Annotated in this window: 13 protein-coding genes; 11 read left to right on the forward strand and 2 right to left on the reverse strand. The window is 31.4% G+C overall.

The features are described 5' to 3' along the window. Window positions 1-222: 222 nt before the first annotated feature. From B4A23_RS11255 to B4A23_RS11275, 4 genes are all read left to right on the forward strand, one after another. Entirely contained in the window at window positions 223-1500 is a 1278-nt protein-coding gene (locus B4A23_RS11255; RefSeq protein ID WP_291120052.1) for a hypothetical protein, read from the forward strand. A gap of 472 nt (window positions 1501-1972) precedes the next feature. Then, window positions 1973-2296: a helix-turn-helix domain-containing protein gene (locus B4A23_RS11265; RefSeq protein WP_291120055.1), complete on the forward strand. Its 324-nt coding sequence runs from the start codon at window positions 1973-1975 to the stop codon at window positions 2294-2296. A 340-nt stretch (window positions 2297-2636) separates the two neighbouring features. Continuing rightward, complete coding sequence (locus B4A23_RS11270; protein WP_291120058.1) at window positions 2637-3500, forward strand: helix-turn-helix transcriptional regulator; 864 nt, start codon at window positions 2637-2639, stop codon at window positions 3498-3500. Between the two features lie 149 nt (window positions 3501-3649). Next, a complete protein-coding gene (locus B4A23_RS11275) occupies window positions 3650-4228 on the forward strand; it encodes a hypothetical protein (protein ID WP_291120060.1) in 579 nt (192 codons plus the stop codon). Between the two features lie 217 nt (window positions 4229-4445). Here B4A23_RS11275 and B4A23_RS11280 read toward each other — a convergent pair whose 3' ends face one another. Further along, window positions 4446-6668 carry a TonB-dependent receptor gene (locus B4A23_RS11280; RefSeq protein WP_291120062.1) on the reverse strand — a complete coding sequence of 741 codons (2223 nt, stop codon included), beginning with the start codon at window positions 6666-6668 and terminating at the stop codon, window positions 4446-4448. A gap of 68 nt (window positions 6669-6736) precedes the next feature. Here B4A23_RS11280 and B4A23_RS11285 point away from each other — a divergent pair, with 68 nt between their 5' ends. Next, the gene (locus B4A23_RS11285; RefSeq protein ID WP_291120064.1) at window positions 6737-7840 is read left to right on the forward strand and encodes a PepSY-associated TM helix domain-containing protein; all 1104 of its coding nucleotides are present in this window, start codon (window positions 6737-6739) and stop codon (window positions 7838-7840) included. A 5-nt stretch (window positions 7841-7845) separates the two neighbouring features. Here the strand turns inward: B4A23_RS11285 and B4A23_RS11290 are convergent, their stop codons facing one another. Continuing rightward, the gene (locus B4A23_RS11290; protein WP_291120067.1) at window positions 7846-8208 is read right to left on the reverse strand and encodes a winged helix-turn-helix transcriptional regulator; all 363 of its coding nucleotides are present in this window, start codon (window positions 8206-8208) and stop codon (window positions 7846-7848) included. Window positions 8209-8365: 157 nt separating this feature from the next. Between B4A23_RS11290 and B4A23_RS11295 the strand changes: the two genes are divergently transcribed. The 6 genes from B4A23_RS11295 (at window position 8366) to B4A23_RS11320 (ending at window position 18438) form a co-directional block, all read left to right on the forward strand. Beyond that, a complete protein-coding gene (locus B4A23_RS11295; RefSeq protein WP_291120070.1) occupies window positions 8366-9229 on the forward strand; it encodes an NAD-dependent epimerase/dehydratase family protein in 864 nt (287 codons plus the stop codon). A 9-nt stretch (window positions 9230-9238) separates the two neighbouring features. Next, a complete protein-coding gene (locus B4A23_RS11300; protein WP_291120073.1) occupies window positions 9239-10111 on the forward strand; it encodes a pirin family protein in 873 nt (290 codons plus the stop codon). Window positions 10112-10231: 120 nt separating this feature from the next. Then, entirely contained in the window at window positions 10232-11041 is an 810-nt protein-coding gene (gene murI / locus B4A23_RS11305; RefSeq protein WP_291120077.1) for a glutamate racemase, read from the forward strand. A 229-nt stretch (window positions 11042-11270) separates the two neighbouring features. Then, the gene (locus tag B4A23_RS11310) at window positions 11271-13628 is read left to right on the forward strand and encodes a hypothetical protein (RefSeq protein ID WP_291120080.1); all 2358 of its coding nucleotides are present in this window, start codon (window positions 11271-11273) and stop codon (window positions 13626-13628) included. 315 nt (window positions 13629-13943) lie between these two features. Continuing rightward, window positions 13944-16886 carry a SusC/RagA family TonB-linked outer membrane protein gene (locus B4A23_RS11315; protein ID WP_291120082.1) on the forward strand — a complete coding sequence of 981 codons (2943 nt, stop codon included), beginning with the start codon at window positions 13944-13946 and terminating at the stop codon, window positions 16884-16886. Between the two features lie 13 nt (window positions 16887-16899). Continuing rightward, window positions 16900-18438, forward strand: coding sequence for a RagB/SusD family nutrient uptake outer membrane protein (locus B4A23_RS11320; RefSeq protein ID WP_291120085.1), 1539 nt, complete (start codon window positions 16900-16902; stop codon window positions 18436-18438). The last annotated feature ends 871 nt before the right edge of the window (window positions 18439-19309 follow it).

Here is a 19309-nt window from a genome sequence, read left to right on the forward strand (position 1 = left end):
AATTCATAAAATAATATTTTTACCGAAATAATAAAGAATAAACTACTGTAAATAAAATAATTACACTTTTAAAACTCTACAATAGATAAAAAACACAATCCAACTAAAAACAATAAAGTAGCTATGTCGTATGCCTTAAAGTAGTTTTGTCGTAGTCAATCTCTTTCCTCAAAAAATAAAAGCCAATAGGTTTGCACATTATTTTAAAACTAAACAAAAAGTATGAAAAAAAGTGTTTTCCTTTTTACAACTTTATTCTCTGTCCTCTCTTTCGGGCAAGTAGGGATTAATACAGAAAATCCTCAAGGAATTTTTAATGTAGATGGTAAATCTTCTCCCGAAACAACAAATCCAAAAACAGGAATTCCAGATCCTTTACAAGCTTCAGATGACTATGTAATTACGTCTTCTGGTAGTGTTGGAATTGGAACAATATCTCCAGATCCATCAGCTATTTTGGATGTAAATACAGATGGTGCCTCTAATGGCAACAAAAGAGGTTTTTTAGGTCCTAAAGTTTCGTTAGAAAGCAACACAGACCAAACCACAATAGCCAATCCTGCTATAGGATTGCTAATTTACAACTTAGGAAAAAGAGGATTAACAACAGAAGGTTATCTCTATTGGAACGGAACCGAATGGGTTAAATTTTCTACAAGAAGTAGTATTTCTCCTTCTATTAACAAATTAGATTGTAATTTAGCTTATATCACACCAAAAAAATTCGAACAAGGAGTTCCTTATATTGGAACTTTAGTAATTCCTTATTCAGGAGGAAATGGAGGATCTTATCCTGCTGGTTCGCCAATACTTTCGACAGGAATAACTGGTCTTACAGCTACATTACAATATGGTGATTTAGAATATGGCGTTGGTCAACTAATATACTCAATAACTGGAACTCCTTCTGGTTCATCACCAAATACCGCAGAATTTGCAATAGATTTTTTTGGACAATCTTGTTCTGCTACTGTAGGAAAAAATGAACTTTCTCGAGGCGAATCAGAATATTTTAGTGGCACGGGTATTTTAGCAAGTCTTTCCAATGTTTTATTAAGCAGCAATGGAGATAAAATGCCAACGATTGAAGACACTTTTCAGTTTGATGCTTTCGCAACCTCAAGTTCTAATTCCGCAGGTCCTGTATCCATTGTGCCTAGAGTATACAATATAAGTAATGAAGCTCAAAAATTTTGGTGGATGGGAATGACTTCCCAAGAAGGACGTGGTGATGCGAATGTCATCCTAGCTCCTAATGGTTATCAGAATCTTGATAACGGAATGTATTTAGGATATGGTGTAAATATGGTAAAAGGTGTTTCGACACCAGGTACTGCGGTTACATACTCAAATAATACCGAAGGATATAATTTTGATTTTATCCTCGAAGGAAATAAATGGTACAAAGTAGAAATGTCTTTTACCATCGATAATATGGACACGACAAATAATGCCGATAATGTTCGAAAATGGTACTGCCGAATTACCAGAATGTTTTAACCAAACAAACCTATTCAAGTTACAAAAGCGGGATAGCAATATCCCGTGCTTGTAACAAATAAAAATTAAACATTCTAAACAATGAATTTCAAAAACATCCATATCGTATCTATTATTCTTCAACGAGTAAATGAATGCAACATTGAAAATACACGTATTTGTAATTTTTTAAAATGCAATGAAATAGATCTTCAAAAAATGTATTCTTCTGAAAGTTTAGACTCAAAAATTTTATTGAGATGGAGCAAATTATTAGAATATGATTTTTTTAGAATTTACTCCAACATCTTATTTTATTCTCTCCTCCAAATCCGCCAAATCAAACAGATAAAAGAAACTCTTTACCTCAATTCATAAAAAACCTTTATACAAAAGAGCTAATTGATTTTATAGTAGATAAAATTAAAACGGATAAAATGACGACAAAACAAGTCATTGAGAACTATAGAATACCTAAAACAACTCTACACAAATGGCTAGAAAAGAACAAATAATAAAACCAAATTATAAAAAAATTTACAATGATATTCTAGATGAAATGTTTCCTGAAAAGAAACAGGAGTTCTCCTATTTTTTTAATAAAAAGCAGGTATCATCTTTAGATATTATTGATATAAATAATAAAATATTTGGCTACAAATCTGAAATTGACCGAAAACATTATGCTTACTTGAAATCAGATATCATTGAGATTCTAAATTATCAGAAAAAACATTGTTTAAATGATGTTCAATTAGCTAAGCATTTTAACATCAGTAGAAACTCTATAGCAAAGTGGAAAAAAATATTTTTATAACCATAGTATATCAAAAACAATATTTACATATACACAATATTGATTTAAAACACTTTATCTATTTTATTTATAATGAGACTTAATTAGAAATTACGTTTATTTTAAAGCTTTTCTAACATGTTTCTTAAAATTTTAAAAATAAGAGTGTAGAAGTTACTTCTTCATTGAAAAAGTTTACTTATCTCGTATTTTTATAACTATATCGTTAATTTACAATACTTTGCTAAACTTCTCGAATAATTATATTTGCGGAATGATGATAAAGAAAAGTTGGAATTTTATTTTAAATCGACATATCCCCTCCCAAATAGACGAACTAGAACTTATATACGCGCAAAGAATGAATTTTTTTTCTTTTGCTTTAGGTATCGTGTTTTATGTAAATGGAATTCGCGATTTATTTTTTGGTCATACCATTTATTTTAGTGCCTTAATAGGTATTGGAACAATTTATATGATTGTGTTTTTCTTCACTAAAATTTGGTTTAAACCTATAGCTTGGCTATTTAACCTCATCTTCTTACTTTTTGTTATTTTCTTTTTCTCCACCACAAAGGGATTTGGAAACGGCTTGTCAATGTATTATTTTGTAATTCTGATTGCTTCATTATTTATATTCAATGAAAAAGATACGGTTAAATTAAACATCATCATTTATACTATTGCGTTGATATTATTTATAATAAGTCATTATTATGATTTTAGGATTTTTACAATCGAAGATTCCGAACACAAAACATATACACGAAATCAAAGAATTTTTACATTTATTGAAACGTTCATAGGAATTATTTGTTTCGGATATTTTATTCTATCAAAACATTTTAGAGTAGCCCGTTTATACAAACAAACCATGCGAAGCGAAAAAATGATTATCGAACTAAGGCGAAAACTTAGAACTGATACTCAAATTTATGCGATAGAAGAAGTCGTAAAACTCGCTGTAAAAGACGATATAGCTTATATTCCTAAATTTAAGTTAGTTTTTCCGAATTTCTATGCAAATCTTTTATCCATTAATCCTGAAATGACGCCAGACGAATTCAAATTTTGTTCTTTACTCAAATTAGGTTTTACAACCAAAGATATTGCAGAATACAATAACCTTGCAATAAGAACTGTGCAAACAAGAAAAAGTAGATTAAGAAAAACCTTTGACATCTCTTCCGAAGTCGATTTATACAAATGGATTGACGAAGTGTGAAGGATGAATAACATAGCTCAATCAACCTTATTTACAAGAAGTAAAATATTTTATATAAACAATATTCATAAACTTTAACACATTGATTTTTAAATATTCATTCTCAAAATGAGACATTTTTCTTAAATTAGTATTTAAACGAATGAAATATGAAAGCCTTATATACTTTATTTACAATTATTTGCTTATCGCAATTTAGCTATGCACAATATTTTACTTTAACATCAAATGGATTTGTTTCATCTAAAGATAAAACTGATTATATCGTAATTGATAAACCAAATACCAAAAAAAATGAGTTATACAGAAATGTGTTGTCAGCCTTATCGAGTATGTACAAAGATCCAAAGGAAGTATTGAGTTTAGCCGAAAATGAAAGCATAACAATTAACGGATATGAACAGGAAGCGTTAGCGGTAAAACAGAAAATGAGTTATATGCAAATAGGAAAGTCAAAGATGGAATATGACTTATCTTATTCGATTACAGTTCTCTTTAAAGATGATAAAATTCGAATTAATCGACCTTCTTTTGAAGCAAGAAAGTGGAATTCGAGCATAGGAGATTATTATTATCTTGTATTGAATCCAACAAACAAAAATAAAAATTCTATCTATAATAAAAAGAATGAGGTCGATTATCCTGATGCAGTAACTGGTTTGGAGAATCATTTTAATAAATTAATTCAAGAGATTTTAGATAAATCGAATAAAATTAATAATTGGTAGAAATTATAGAACTTCTATATAAAATGAATTGAAAAAGCTATTCTTTAAAAATTAAGAAACAGCCCATATATTTGTTCTCTCTTACCTATCCTACTCTACGATTTTTTTTACTTTATTGGCTTCAGAATTATTCCTACAATTATTAATCTTATTTTTTAATTTGATGTTTAATTCCCTTAAAATAAAAAAGCGAATCAAAAGATTCGCTTGTCATAAATTAAAAATTGTATGTAAAACTTAGATTAAAAGTTCTTCCTCGTCCAGCGTAATAGAACAATTCTGGAACTTTATATGCACTATACAAAACTTGTGATTTTGCGCTCCAAATTGTTTGATAATCGGTATTAAAAATATTCTGAACACCTAAATTAATTTTACCGAAAGGTAATTTGTAAGCAATCATTAAATCTGATGTATTGTAAGAATCAATCACATTTTCCAAACCATCTGTGTATTTGAAGCTTTGCAAAGTTTGAAATCTAAAATTCAAATTATCAAATCCATAACCTGCGTAAGCTGTAAATTTAGAAGGTCCAGAAGTTGAAACATCTTGTTTTTGCCAATCACCATTTTTCTCCACTTCAGATTTGATTAACAATGTATTTGCTCCAACATAAAATCCTCCGTTCGTGTAAGAAACCTCTGCTTCTACGCCCATATTTCTTAATTTCTGATCGACTACTTCTACCCAAAGATTTAATCCATCACGTTTTAAAGCAATATTTTTATCGGAATTACTGATAAATCCAGAGATTTGTCCTTTAAATCCATTATTTGTTCTGAAACGATAACCAAGTTCAAATTGTCCTGTTTTCACACCAGAAAGAGGAGAATCTTTTACATTCACACTCGAACTTAAATCCCAATTATTGGTCGCCGAATTAAATTTATAATTTCCATATCCATAAAATTTTGATGGATCAGCCAACGAAACTCCTTGTGAATAAGTTGTCCAAACTTGGTTCAATTCATTAATTTTATACAACAAACCAGCATTTAACATCGTCATATTATAGCTACTTTTTCCGCCTGGAATATAATCGGCACTGTTTCCATAACCATTAGCAATTTGCAATTGTTGAGTAGAACCGATAAAATCATCCAATTTAATTGAAATATCTTGGTAACGAATTCCTCCCGAAACTTTCAATTGAGGTAAAATATCATATTCAGCTTGCGCATATCCTGCAAAACTTGTAGAATGATTGGTCGGATAACGATCAATCGTTAAAACAGTGTGATTAATCATTCCTCCACTTGATAACGATTTTTGAGAATCAAATACATTTTGTTGACCTTCAAACTTTTCAAAGTCAATATCCGCTCCGTATGTTAATTTCAATTTTCCCCAATCTTTTACCAAAACAGCCTTTAGACCCGAATAATACGTATCTTGTTGAGAAGCCGACATATAAGGGCTTGTCCCAGAAGGCAACGTTAAATTACCTGGAAATGGGTAAAATCCTAATTTCTCAACACGAGAAGCAAATTGAACATACACGTCTTGCCCTCCTAAAATATTCGTTCCATTATAACTCAATGTTCCCATTACACGCTCTGTTCCTGGATTTTTATCCGTATCAAAACCATCATGCATTTCCAAAACAGAAGCATCTCCTTTGGTTAAAACACTAATGTTTTCACCTAAATATAAACTACGATCCCCACTATATTTTGAACGATAATATTGCACAGATCCATTGATTTGATGTTTCGGATTGAATTTGTAACCTGCTGTTGCCAACACATCTATCGATTGATTATATTGTAAATCTAATTGCGAAATATCTGCAAATATTTGATCTCCATCTGCATCATAAGCTCCGCCATTTTGTTGAAATGCAACAGCCAAACGTCCAGTAAATTTATCATTTTTGTAACCAATAGATTGAGCAGCACGCCAATCATGATCATCACTTCCTGAAAAACCTGTACGTGAACCAAGTTCTGTTTCGCCACTAATTCCATTTTTTAGCGCTTTTTTCGTTACAATATTAACAATACCACCTGTCGCATTTCCGCCATAAATCGCACTTGCACCAGATAAAACCTCAACTCTTTCGATATTAAATGGATCTATTGCATCCAATTGACGACTTATGTTACGGATACTGTTTAAGGAAACACCGTCTATCATCACTAACATCGAACGTCCACGCATATTTTGTCCATAATTTGATCTTCCTTGCGAGCCAACATCCATCCCTGGAATCATAATCGCTAAAGCTTCTTTTAATGGAACACCATTTTTAGCTTGTTGCGCAATTTGTTCTTGATTGATCACCCAAACAGTTCCTGCCAAATCAGATATTTTAGTAGGTTTTCTTGAAGCAACTACCACAACATCATTCAAATCTGTGGATATACTATCATTCGTTTGGGCATATGACAGCGAGGCACTCCCAAATAAAATTGTTAAACAGATGATATTTTTTTTCATAGTGTGTTTTTAAATAATTTATATTTGCTGCAAATATAATTTTTATTTATTCTAAATTAATTTTATTAATGAAAAAATATTTTCTTTTCCTTCACAAATGGCTTGGATTATTTACAGGTATTATTGTTTGTATTGTAGCAATAACAGGAGCTATCTTTTGTTTTCAAGATGAAATAAAAGATGCGCTGTTTGATTATAGAAAAGTTGAAATTGTTCATCAACCATTCATAAAACCAAGTGAAATTATTCATAAAGTACAAGACAAAAATCCTAAACATGTTGTACTTCGAGTGATGTATATGGATAAAGATCGATCAACGGTTGTGATGACGATGGATGATAAAAAAGAATCTTACTTTGTATATGTCAATCCATATTCAGGGAAAATCTTACATCAAGAAAATATGAAACAAGATTTTTTCTTGGTGATACAATACATTCATATGAATCTTTTATTGGGTGATATCGGAAAAAATATAATTGGTTTTTCGACTGTTATTTTTATCATGATTATGATAAGTGGATTAATACTTTGGTGGCCCAAAAAGAGAAAACAAGCTAAAAATGGATTAACGATAAAATACAAAGCAAAATGGAAACGCATCAATTATGATTTGCATAATGTATTGGGATTTTATGCTTTTAGTATTGCTTTTATTGTTGCTTTATCAGGTATTGCATTTAGTTTCAAACCTGTTCGCAATTCATATACGCAAATTGTTAATTTAGGAAAATCATTTCCTAATGAAGAAAAAGGATATGTCTATCAGCCTAAAAAAATGTTAGAAAACAATTACACTATTGTTGATTCGGCATATGCTTATAGTTTAAAAAATAGTCCAACAGCTTCTATGTATTGGATTTATTTACCTGTTCCTGATAAAAATCCTTTAGCCGTAAGAGCGTATCATAAAAGTTTGCGCTATTATGCGGTTGACGAATATCAATTTGATTCGGAACAATTTCAGGTTTCTCAATTAATGAATGAGAATTTATCAAATGGTAAAAAGTTTGCAAACTCAATGTATGACATTCATACAGGACAAATATTAGGTTTATTTGGTAAAATATTAGCCTTTACTTCTTCAATAATTGTGGCAAGTTTACCCATTACAGGTTTTATTATTTGGCGAAATAAAAAACGAAAACAGAAAAAAACTATTCGTTCATAAAGATTTTAAAATTCATTAATCATTTTCATCCGATGATTTTTACCCCAATCAACCAAAACATCTATGATTTCTTTAGTCGTTTTACCATAATCCGTAATTGAATACGCAACGGTTACAGGTTTGGTATTTTGAACTTCACGAAACACCATTTTATTGACTTCCAAATCTTTCAATTCTTTCGATAACATTTTCGCCGAAATTCCCTCAATATCACGTTCCATCTTCTTAAACGTATTCGTATCTCCTTCACGTATAATCAAATAATGTAAAACAAGAAGCTTCCATTTTCCACCTAAAATATCAAGTGTATCATTCATTGCAAGTAAATTTTCTGTACAAAGTGGCGGATCTGATAACGGTTTTTTCATAAATCACTTAATTTTAAGTTAGTAGTTACCTCAAGTAAACTGATAGTAAAGATAAGTTTATTCGGGTGTAAATTTGAATATAAATTAAAAATCTAATAACAAATGAAATACTACTCATGAGTATTCCATATAACTATTAAAAACAAAATAAATACATATGAAAGAAACAGTCTTAATCACTGGTGCCAATAGTTTTATCGCAAAACATTTAATTCCGATTCTTGAAAAAGATTATACGATTAAATTATTAACGCGATCGCCAAAAGCTGAAAACGAGTTTGCTTGGAATGTTCACGAAAAAACAATCGATCCAAAAGCCTTAGATGATGTCAATTATATTGTGCATTTAGCGGGTTCTAAATTGAATGATGGAACGCCTTTAACCAATGAACGTAAAGCATTGATTTACGAAAGTAGAATTGGCGCTTCGGATTTTTTGAGAGCTGAATTAAAAAAACGTCAACAAAAGTTAACGGCTTTCGTGTCGGCATCAGCAATTGGTTATTATGGTTACCAAGATAATACCTTGGAAATTGATGAAAATGGACAACGAGGTGTTGGTTTTTCTGCGGATTTAACCGAAGATTGGGAAAAAGCAGCAGATCGTTTCAAAGAAGATTCGGTTGCGAATCACGTTTCAAAAATACGAGTTTCCTTAGTTTTAGGGAAAGAAGCAGGGATTTTCCCGATGTACGAATCGTTGGTGAAAAATAATCCAAGTATCGTTTCTCAACAAAATAATGGTGCTGTTCCTTGGAATCATGTCGATGATATGGCGGGAATTTTTGCGTTTGCAGTTCAGAAAAAATTAGATGGTGTATACAATTCGGTGGCTCCCAATCCAGCTTCACAACAAGATATTTACAAAGAAATTTCAAACGAATTGCATTTGAATACTACTCAAGAAATTACACCTTTTCATGGACAACATTTGGTGGCACATAAAATTCAAAAAGAGGGTTATCAATTTAAATTTCCGACAATTCAAGAAGCGATTCACGCTATTTATCAAGAAAAATAATCAATTGAAATGGCAATAAGAAACATAGAAAAAATACTACATCCCGGCACGTTCAATTGGGTTGGCGATGCTTTTTATACGACTTCTTTTATTGGTAAAAGCATTTCGAGACGACGAATGGATCCGTTTTTTGCTTTGGGCTACAATGCGGATATTCATTTCGATGCAAAAGAATTTCCTCGTGGCGTTGGCGCACATCCGCACAAAGGTTTTGAAACCGTGACTTTGGCATACCAAGGAAAAATTGCGCACAAAGACAGTCGCGGAAATCACGGTGTGATTGGCGAAGGCGATGTACAATGGATGACGGCTGGTTCAGGAATTTTACATCAAGAATACCATGAAGAAGAGTGGGCAAAACAAGGCGGAACGTTTCAAATGGTGCAGATTTGGATGAATTTACCAGCGAAAGACCGCGAAACGGCTCCACATTATCAGGATTTGTTGTTTGATAAAATGACGCGAATTCCATTAGATGGTGAAACGAGTTTTGTTAACGTAATTGCAGGAGAATACAAAGGCGAAAAAGGAATTGCAACGACGTATTCGCCGATCAATATGTACAATGTGTATTTACAAAATGGTATAAAAGCGGATTTTAACTTTCCAAACAGCTACAACACAGCGATTTTGGTGATTGCAGGAAGTGTAAAAGTGAATAATACAGAAATTTTGGAAAAAGACACTTTTGCTATGTTTGAGAATAACAATGGCGAAGATTTCTCTATTACTTCAACAAGTGATAATACGATTGTTTTGGTCATGAGTGGCGAACCGCTTAACGAACCAATTGCGCATTATGGACCGTTTGTCATGAATACACACGAGCAATTACAGCAAGCTTTTGAAGATTTTAAAGCAGGAAAATTTGGGACGTTGTAAGAAATGTTTTGAATAGAAATATAGAAAAGCTAATCGCGAAGATTAGCTTTTTTTTGTGCCAATAATTTCTATTTGATGTCAATTCATTTTGTAATTTTGTTCATTAAATAAGAAGGTAAAATGCAAGGACCAATTGGTGTTTTTGACTCTGGTTATGGTGGATTAACCGTTTTCAAAGAAATACAGAAAAAACTTCCGCAATACGATTATATCTATTTAGGTGATAATGCTCGTTGCCCTTATGGAATTCGTTCGTTTAAGACGGTTTATGAATACACCAAAGAATGCGTTTTTAAATTGTTTGATTTGGGATGTAACTTGGTTATACTTGCTTGCAACACAGCCTCTGCAAAGGCTTTACGAACAATTCAGCAAAACGATTTACCCGAAGGCAAAAGAGTTTTGGGTGTTATTCGCCCAACAACAGAATCGATAAATGAATACACAAAGAATAACAAAGTCGGAATTTTAGCTACGCAAGGAACTGTTTTGTCCGAATCGTATAAAATTGAGATGAACAAATTTCATCCAACAATTGATGTTTTTCAATTGGCTTGTCCACTTTGGGTTCCTTTGGTTGAGAATAATGAAATTGATAGCAAAGCTGCACACGATATTGTAGAAAAAGATATTCAACGCTTATTTGATCAATCATCCGAAATCGATACAATTGTATTGGCTTGTACACATTATCCGCTTCTTCTTCCTGTGATTTCGCAATATGTACCAGAAAATGTAACAATTCTTTCGCAAGGAGAATTGGTAGCGAATAAATTAACTGACTATTTACATCGCCATCCCGAAGTAGAAACACAATGTTCAAAAAAAGGACAACTTACATTTTATACGACAGATGATGCGAAAAGTTTTGAAGCTAATACGACAATTTTTTATGGTCAGAAAATTACTGCTTCACATTTAGATGTTTAAAATATTTTTTCAGAAAAATACAAATAAAAAAACCGAGCAAATGCTCGGTTTTATCAATTAACAATATTCTTAACAACAAGAAACTCATTCCTATTTTTTTTTATAAGCTTTTTCGTTTCAATTTTACCTTCAATTTTTAAAATTTGAGACAATAGAAATAATTGATGTTTACAAGTTGATATTTAGAGATTTTAATTCATATATTTAAAGTTCGAAAAAAAATTTACACATGAAATTAATTAAATTATTACTTCTAACCACTACCCTTACTTCAACCACCTCTTTAATTGCTCAATATAAACTTGAGAATAATAAAAAAACCATTGAAACCATTATCGAAAAAGATGGATCAATTTCTGGATTAACTTTCAAAAATAATTTTATCAATAATGTTCCAATTCAATTTAGAAATGATTCGCTAAAAGGTCCCGCTTTAATTTTTAACAATAAAACATTAACTCTAAAACAAATTGACCAAACAACATATCAAGGCTCTACAGATCAATTAAATTATCAGATTAAATATGTTGTAGAAAATGATCGATTAGGAATTAATATTAAAGTAAAAAATACAAGTAAACAAGCTATTTCGCCTGAGAATCTATCATTAAGATTAGGAATGAGTACCGAAATGCTGAAATATCCAAATTGGCGCGACGAATATTTTCCTACTTTAATGAGAAGTGAAAAAACACATTTTTGGGGTTATTTTATGAGTCCAAATGGTCGAATTATCACGCTGAGTTCTCCAAATCCAATTGCTTCTTACAAATTACATTACAACAATAGTAAATTGTTTGGTCACGGACACTTAATCAGAACTGTGTCATTGGATTTATTACACAAAGGTCCTTTGCCGGAAAGACATCCGAAAAATTTAAACTCTATTGCTTCGAACAAAGAAATGAGTTGGACAATTTATTTAGAAGAAGCAAAAAATTTGACAGATGTAAAAACTATTGTTACTAGGAATACTTCTGCGCCAACTATTGATGCAAGTTTATATTCTATTCGTCCAAACGAAGTCACTAAATTAACTATTAATTCAGTTTCAAAACCTAAAATAGTTATTGTTGAGCCAGATGGAAAAAAAGTTTCAATTTCTAAATTGCATAAAAACTCTAACGATTACAACTACGATTTAACAAGTACAAAACCAGGAGTTCATACAATATTAGTAGAAGATTCTACAACAAAAAAAGTTAGCGAAGCAAAAATTACAGTACTTAATAATGATTACGCCGATTATATAAAATCTGCTCGTAGAGCTGCAATCATCTATCCTCAACAAGCTTCTTCGCACACAGAAAGTTGGTATGGTTTCTTCTCTGCGTATATCGCTAGAGAAAAATTTCCAGATGCAGAATGGGACAAAAAAGTAGATGCTAAATTCGACGAAATTTATCCATTAATTTATGATCCTATAACCAATTTACCAACATATTTTGGGAGTAGAATACAAAATCATGCATTGATGGCTGCTTTATTTGCACAACGTTATAAAGCAACAAAAGACATCGAAGAACTAAATAAAGCTGCTGATTTGGCAGATTATATCATGGCTATGCAATCGCCAGATGGTGCTTATAGAAATGGAAAAACACACTACACTTCTGTGATTTATATTGCAAAAGCATTGATGGAAGTAATGGAACAAGAAAAGATTTTAGCAGAAAATAATGATTATTGGAAAATGAAATACAAAAAACATTATCATTCTGTAAAAAAAGCAATCGATGAATTGACAAAAAATCTTGATAACATTCAGACAGAAGGAGAAATGACTTTTGAAGACGGAATGATTTCTTGTTCATATACCCAAATTTCTCAATTTGCACTTTTACAACCAGAAAATTCTCCTGAAAGAAAAAAATATACAGAAGCTGCCGAAAAATTAGTTGAAATGCATCGTTGTTTATCACAATTATTAATTCCAGATTCTCGTATGAATGGTGGTTCTATGCGTTATTGGGAAGCTCAATATGATATTTTATCAGGACCAAATATGATGAATTCTCCACATGGATGGTCAGCTTGGCGAATTTATGGTTTGAAAAATTTATACGAATTAACAGGGAAACCTGAGTACTTGAATCAAATGATTAATGCAATCAATACATGTATACAGTTACTAAATCCAGAAACAGATAAACTAAATTGGGCATTTATTGTTGATCCATATATCGAAGCTAATATTTTTACAGAAGACAAACAAAACAAAGGAAAAGGAATTTACCAAAAAGAGATTATTGGTGAACAATATATGCCTATGATTAGCGATTGGAACAAACCTGCTCCTAATACGCGAGTAACTGGATATTGGGGTTACGATGGAGGAAAATGTGACAATGATGTACACGAAATCTTCAAATGTTTGAATGAGGTTTTGCTAAGTTATGCATATGTTATCGAACAAAATGGTGAATACATAGGATACAATTGTAAAGTAGAAAAAACGAAAAATGGAATTACAATAATTCCTAACGAGAATGTCATTGACAAATTACATTTTAATCTTAAAAATCCAATTCAGATAACTTTCAAAAACAAAACTAATCAAGTAAACTCTAAATTAGGATGGTTTTAATAACCTTCAAAAATATAATCAAGCTCAACTTCAGTTGGTTTTTTTTTATTTAATTCATTTCTGATTTAAATAAAAACATAAATTATTTTTCATCATTATAACTACTAATAAACTATTAATTAAATAATTAACCTTTAAAAAACTGTTATAGGTAAATTGTTTATTAGGATATTTTTCTAAAATTCAATTAAAAAAAACTATTTTTTCTAATTATTAAAATTTAATATGTTAATTAATGATTAAATAATGAAAATGTTTTAACATTGTAATAACAACTCTTTTACTAAACTAGATTAACAATTAACATATAAACACATGAGAAAATCTAAAATTTTCTTGGGGTGTTTGAAGCTATCTACTACCATTATACTTCTATTAGGAGGGCAAGCTGTATTAGCTCAAAACACTACTGAAGAGAAAAAAGATTCAATTACAAACGAAGTCAATCAAATTGATGAAGTTGTGGTAATTGGATATGGAACAACGAAAAAGAAAAGTGTGACAGGGGCTGTTACCTCTGTAAAAATGAAAGATCTTCCAGCGGCGGCTAATAGTAATTTTGCACAAGCCTTAGCAGGACAAGCAGCTGGAGTAACAGTAATGCAGTCCTCTGGACAACCAGGTGCAGGTATAAATTTGAGAATTAGAACAAATGCTTCGAATGCATCTAGTGGAGTTTTATACATTGTTGACGGTGTTGTTATAAATGACACTGCATATGATCCAAGTGGAAATGGAAACTCTAGATCTGGATTAAACTTCATCAATCCAAATGACATTGAAACAATTGACATTTTAAAAGATGCTTCTGCTACAGCCATTTATGGAGCTAGAGCAGCTGGCGGAGTTGTTTTGATTACGACTAAAAGAGGTAAATCTGGAAAACCTACTATTCAATATGATATGAGTAATGCTTTTCAAGAATCTATCGATTGGTATGATATTTTAAATACAAAAGATTACATGCTTCAAAGGAATAAAATTCTTTATGAAAAATGGATGTATGATAACAGACAAGGTATTTACTCTACTGTCCCTGGAAAGCTAACAAACACAACATATGTTCCTAAATATACTGATGACCAAATTAATCAGCAAGCAATGATGCCAAATGCATTAGATGCTATTATGAGAAAAGGTTTTACTGAACAACATAATATCTCTGTTGCAGGAGCTGCTGAAAAAACAAAATATTTAGTTTCAGGAAATTATTTCAATCAAAAAGGTGTTTTAAAAGGTACTGATTATAGACGATATTCTGTTAGAATGAGTATCGATCAAGACATTTCTAGTAGAATAAAAGTAGGCGCTAACATTGTATTAACAAACGAATTAGCTAAAAACGGTAGTATTGGGACAGGTGTTTTTGAAAATTCTGGTATAATTGGAGCAGCTTTCTATCACCCTCCAACTTTACCATTTAAAGATGAAAAAGGAAACTGGATTATCAATCCTGATTACCAAAATACTCCAAATCCATTATCATTTTTAGATATAAAAGATGAAACTAAAAGCTCCCGTATATTAACTTCTGGTTATGCAGAATGGAAAATTGTAAGTGGATTAACTGCTAAAGCTTTATTTTCATATACTCAAGATACCCGAAAAAGAAGCTATTATCAACCAAAATCATTTTTATTTGGAGCTCGATCAGAAGGTTCTGCTGGAATATCTCAAGACTCTAACGAAACTATTCAGTACGATTATACATTAAATTATACTAAAACTTTTGGAGAAAAACATAATATTAATTTACTTGTAGGTCATACATATCAATTAATTGACAGAGATGGATTTAGTGCCTATAATTCTAAATTCCCCGTTGAAGATTTTGGTTACAATGACTTAGATCTTGGGAATACTGAAAGACCTACAGCTAGTTCTTATGCAGATCCTTATAGAATTTGGAAATCATACTTTGCACGTGCAACATATGAATTTGATAGAAAATATGTATTATCAGGAACTTATCGTAGAGATGGAGCTTCTCACTTTGCTCCAAACAAAAAATGGGGTGACTTTATAGGGATTTCAGGAGCTTGGATTATTTCTGAAGAAAGTTTCTTGAAAGACTCAAATCTTGTTAATCTATTAAAGCTTCGAGTTGGATATGGGGAAGTAGGAAATGCTAACTTTGCAGGAGCATATACTTATTTTGGAAGTGGTTATAACTTCAATTTCGGAGGAATCAATAATTCAGGAGTTAGGATGACTTCTATTGGAAATCCTTTTTTAACATGGGAGACACAAGGTGAAGTAAATGCTGGAATTGATTTTGCTATAGCTCGTAATAGAATATCAGGTTCTTTTGACTATTACATTAGAAACTTCACTAACCTACTGTCATCTACTCCATTAGCACCAGACCAACCAGTAGGTTCAATAGCTGATAACGCAGGAAAAACAAGAAGTAAAGGTTTTGAGTTTAATATCAAGACCATAAATATTGACACAGAACAGTTCACGTGGTCTACAAATATTAACTTTACACACTTCAACAGCAAGTGGATAGAAAGATCTGAAGCTGCATTAAAAACATTAGCTAGGTATATAGGAGTACAAGATCCATTTACTGCAAGATATGGTTATTTATCTGATGGGATCTATAATCCAGATAAAATGGATGCTCCATCATGGATGCCAGGTATTTTACCAGGAGAAATTATCATAAAAGATATTGATGGTTATGATGCCAATGGAAATTTAACAGGAACACCAGATGGAAAAATAACAAGTGCCGATATGCGAATCATTATGAAAAATAGTGAAACAGCACCTAATACAACATTTGGTATAGGTAACGAATTTAGATATAAAAACTTCGATTTATCAATTTTTGCCTACGGAGCTTTCATGAAAAAATTTAACCAAGATTATGCAAATAATGTAAATGGACATGCAAAAATTGGATTATACGGTTGGAATTTATTAGATGTATCTAAAGATAGATGGTCTTATGATAATAAAGAAGGTAAATACCCACAAGCTTTATCAGGTCCATATCAGTCGCAAGGTGGAAATTCAGATTTTTGGGTAGAAAATGCTAATTATTTACGAATCAGAGATATCACAATTGGGTATACTTTAACGAGTGATATGTTAGGAAATCAAAATGTTTTCAATAAAATCAGAATTTATGCGAGTGCTCAAAATCCTTTCATTATAACAAAATACAAAGGAGTTGATCCAGAATTGCAAAATTTCTATTCATACCCTATTGTTAAATCATTCATATTAGGAGCAAATATTACGTTCTAAAAATTGATAAATTATGAAAACAACTATTATAAATAATCAAATAACTAAAAATACAAAGAGCACTTCGTTACTTTATTTAAAAGTATTGGCTCTAGCGACAGCTACTACGTTTTTTTCTTGTGAAGAAAATTTAGATGAATTACCAAGAGATAAATTTGCAGAAACAAACTTTTTTACAAAACCAGAGCATGCATTACTAGCTGTAAATGCAACATACAGATATTTAAGTCCAGATGGTAGTACAATATGGGGTGCAGCATATACTGGTATTGTAGCCCAGTCAAGTGCTTCTACTGATGAAATGGTAGTTTCATGGGGAGATGCTGTTTGGATACCTTTTAATCAAGTAAATTACAGTGAAGCATTTCCTTCAGGTGCATTATATGTATTTTACAATACTTTAATGCCAGCAATTACTACTTGTACTATAAACATTGGTAAAATCGAAGAAATGACAACAATTGATGAAGCTCAAAAGAAAAGTTATATTGCTCAATTAAAAGCTTTACGTGCTCATTACACATGGATTTTATACAACCATTACGGCGGTGTCCCTATCCGTGTAGACTACAAAGAAGCAACTAATATTAATGCAGTTCCAATTCCAAGACTTACAAATGAGCAGACAGCTGTACAAATAGAAAAAGATTACAAAGATGCAATTGTTGATTTACCAACATTAGCCGCTCAACCAGGAGCTGATTATGGTCGCTTCACAAAAGATGCAGCTCAGATGGGCTTAATGAAATTGTATTTACATGACAAAAAATGGAATGATGTGATTGCAACAGCTCGTACGATTATGGGCATGGGACATAATTTACAGACAAATTATTCTGATTTATTTGCTTATACAAATAAGGGGAATAAACAAGAAATTTTGTTTGCATTATCAGCGAAGTTTAATTCTACTCCAACTAATATTTGGTTAGCTCATGTTTTACCTGGAAATTATTATGATGTAAAAACTGGTTTAGGTTTAACTCAATGGGGTGGCTACAAAATGCCGTGGACTACATATGATAAGTTTGACAAAAATGATAAAAGAAGTGAACGACTTTTAACTAAATGGAGAACATCAGCTACTAATACTACTTTATTTGATGCTCGCGCAAATAATTATATTGGAGCAATTCCTATGAAGTATGATGTAGATCCTACTTCAACAGGATATGGACAAGGTAATGATATTGTTATATGGCGTTATGCTGATGTATTATTAAGTTTAGCTGAAGCAATTAATGAAACTTCAGGTCCAACTACAGAAGCTTATGATTTAGTAGGACAAGTAAGAAAAAGAGCTGGTTTAGATAATATTCCTACCGGATTATCAAAAGATGAATTCAGAAATAAATTAATGGACGAACGTCTTTTCGAATTTTGGTGCGAAGGAGGAATCCGTCGTGAGGATTTAATTCGTTGGGGTAAATACATTCAATTCGCAAAAGATAGAGGTTCTGCCTTTGCAAAAGATGAATTTGTTCTTTACCCAATTCCAAGAACTGCAATTAACGCATCTGGTGGAGTTATTAAACAAAACCCAGGTTACTAATCTCTCTATAAATTGTTAATAAAACCTCATAGATATTTTTCTATGAGGTTTTTATTTAACAGTTGTTAAACTCTAATTTTATCTGTTATTATCTTTTTTACTTGCAGATACATATTATCCCTAAATTATTAGAACCCCACTCCTAATCTCCCCCTCTACTTTCTAGATACTACATAATACATCATTCTAACTACTTTCAGATATTAGATTCTTCATTCGTTTACACTTCGGAAAATCATTGTTATCCTATCTTGGTAAAAAGCTTGTATTCGCTCGAAATGATGTTGGTGCAAGATTCTTATAATATATACAAGGAATCCGTCATCTGAAATCTTATGGATTAACTGGAGATCGTCACAAAGGATTAGAGAAATCTTTTGAAGAACTTCGTAAAGCGAGCATAAAAATGGAGTCTTTATCAATCCTCAATTTCATAAAATCATTTTTGAAGAAAGTCTTTCTAAAATGAAATTTCAACATGGTTTTGTGGTAATGATTCGTGTCAATGATACCAAAATGCTAAATTACACGGTTTGTTCAAGCGATGTAGGAAACTAATTTGTTTGAAACTATTATTCCATATTCATGATGATGCGCCAATAAGTAATTTAATGAAAACCCTAAAACCAGTGAAAGAACTAAGAATAAGTTATCCTTGAGAACATAAATACAATGATTCATCTGTTAAAAAACAATTGATTTTAAGAGATGAAAAGTCTTTAAATCTTATGCTGATCTATTAAAAAGGACGGATACGATTATCAGTTTTTAATATTGAATTTGATGAAGAAAATTGGAATATTCCTGCAAGTTTAGGTTTTGATCATGTAAGTATTTTCCCAAAAATGATCTCTTTCGAAATAAAGAAAAA

Source organism: Empedobacter sp. UBA7248 (assembly GCF_002472945.1).
In the GTDB taxonomy this organism is placed as follows: Bacteria; Bacteroidota; Bacteroidia; order Flavobacteriales; family Weeksellaceae; genus Empedobacter; species Empedobacter falsenii_C.

What these genes read in the sequence shown, in the direction of transcription:
- B4A23_RS11295 (WP_291120070.1), top strand. Translation starts at nt 8,366, where the DNA reads ATGAAAGAAACAGTCTTAATCACTGGTGCCAATAGTTTTATCGCAAAA.
- B4A23_RS11300 (WP_291120073.1), top strand. Translation starts at nt 9,239, where the DNA reads ATGGCAATAAGAAACATAGAAAAAATACTACATCCCGGCACGTTCAAT.
- B4A23_RS11310 (WP_291120080.1), top strand. Translation starts at nt 11,271, where the DNA reads ATGAAATTAATTAAATTATTACTTCTAACCACTACCCTTACTTCAACC.
- B4A23_RS11270 (WP_291120058.1), top strand. Translation starts at nt 2,637, where the DNA reads ATGAATTTTTTTTCTTTTGCTTTAGGTATCGTGTTTTATGTAAATGGA.
- B4A23_RS11255 (WP_291120052.1), top strand. Translation starts at nt 223, where the DNA reads ATGAAAAAAAGTGTTTTCCTTTTTACAACTTTATTCTCTGTCCTCTCT.
- B4A23_RS11290 (WP_291120067.1), bottom strand. Translation starts at nt 8,208, where the DNA reads ATGAAAAAACCGTTATCAGATCCGCCACTTTGTACAGAAAATTTACTT.
- B4A23_RS11315 (WP_291120082.1), top strand. Translation starts at nt 13,944, where the DNA reads ATGAGAAAATCTAAAATTTTCTTGGGGTGTTTGAAGCTATCTACTACC.
- B4A23_RS11280 (WP_291120062.1), bottom strand. Translation starts at nt 6,668, where the DNA reads ATGAAAAAAAATATCATCTGTTTAACAATTTTATTTGGGAGTGCCTCG.
- B4A23_RS11285 (WP_291120064.1), top strand. Translation starts at nt 6,737, where the DNA reads ATGAAAAAATATTTTCTTTTCCTTCACAAATGGCTTGGATTATTTACA.
- B4A23_RS11320 (WP_291120085.1), top strand. Translation starts at nt 16,900, where the DNA reads ATGAAAACAACTATTATAAATAATCAAATAACTAAAAATACAAAGAGC.
- B4A23_RS11265 (WP_291120055.1), top strand. Translation starts at nt 1,973, where the DNA reads ATGGCTAGAAAAGAACAAATAATAAAACCAAATTATAAAAAAATTTAC.
- B4A23_RS11275 (WP_291120060.1), top strand. Translation starts at nt 3,650, where the DNA reads ATGAAAGCCTTATATACTTTATTTACAATTATTTGCTTATCGCAATTT.
- murI (WP_291120077.1), top strand. Translation starts at nt 10,232, where the DNA reads ATGCAAGGACCAATTGGTGTTTTTGACTCTGGTTATGGTGGATTAACC.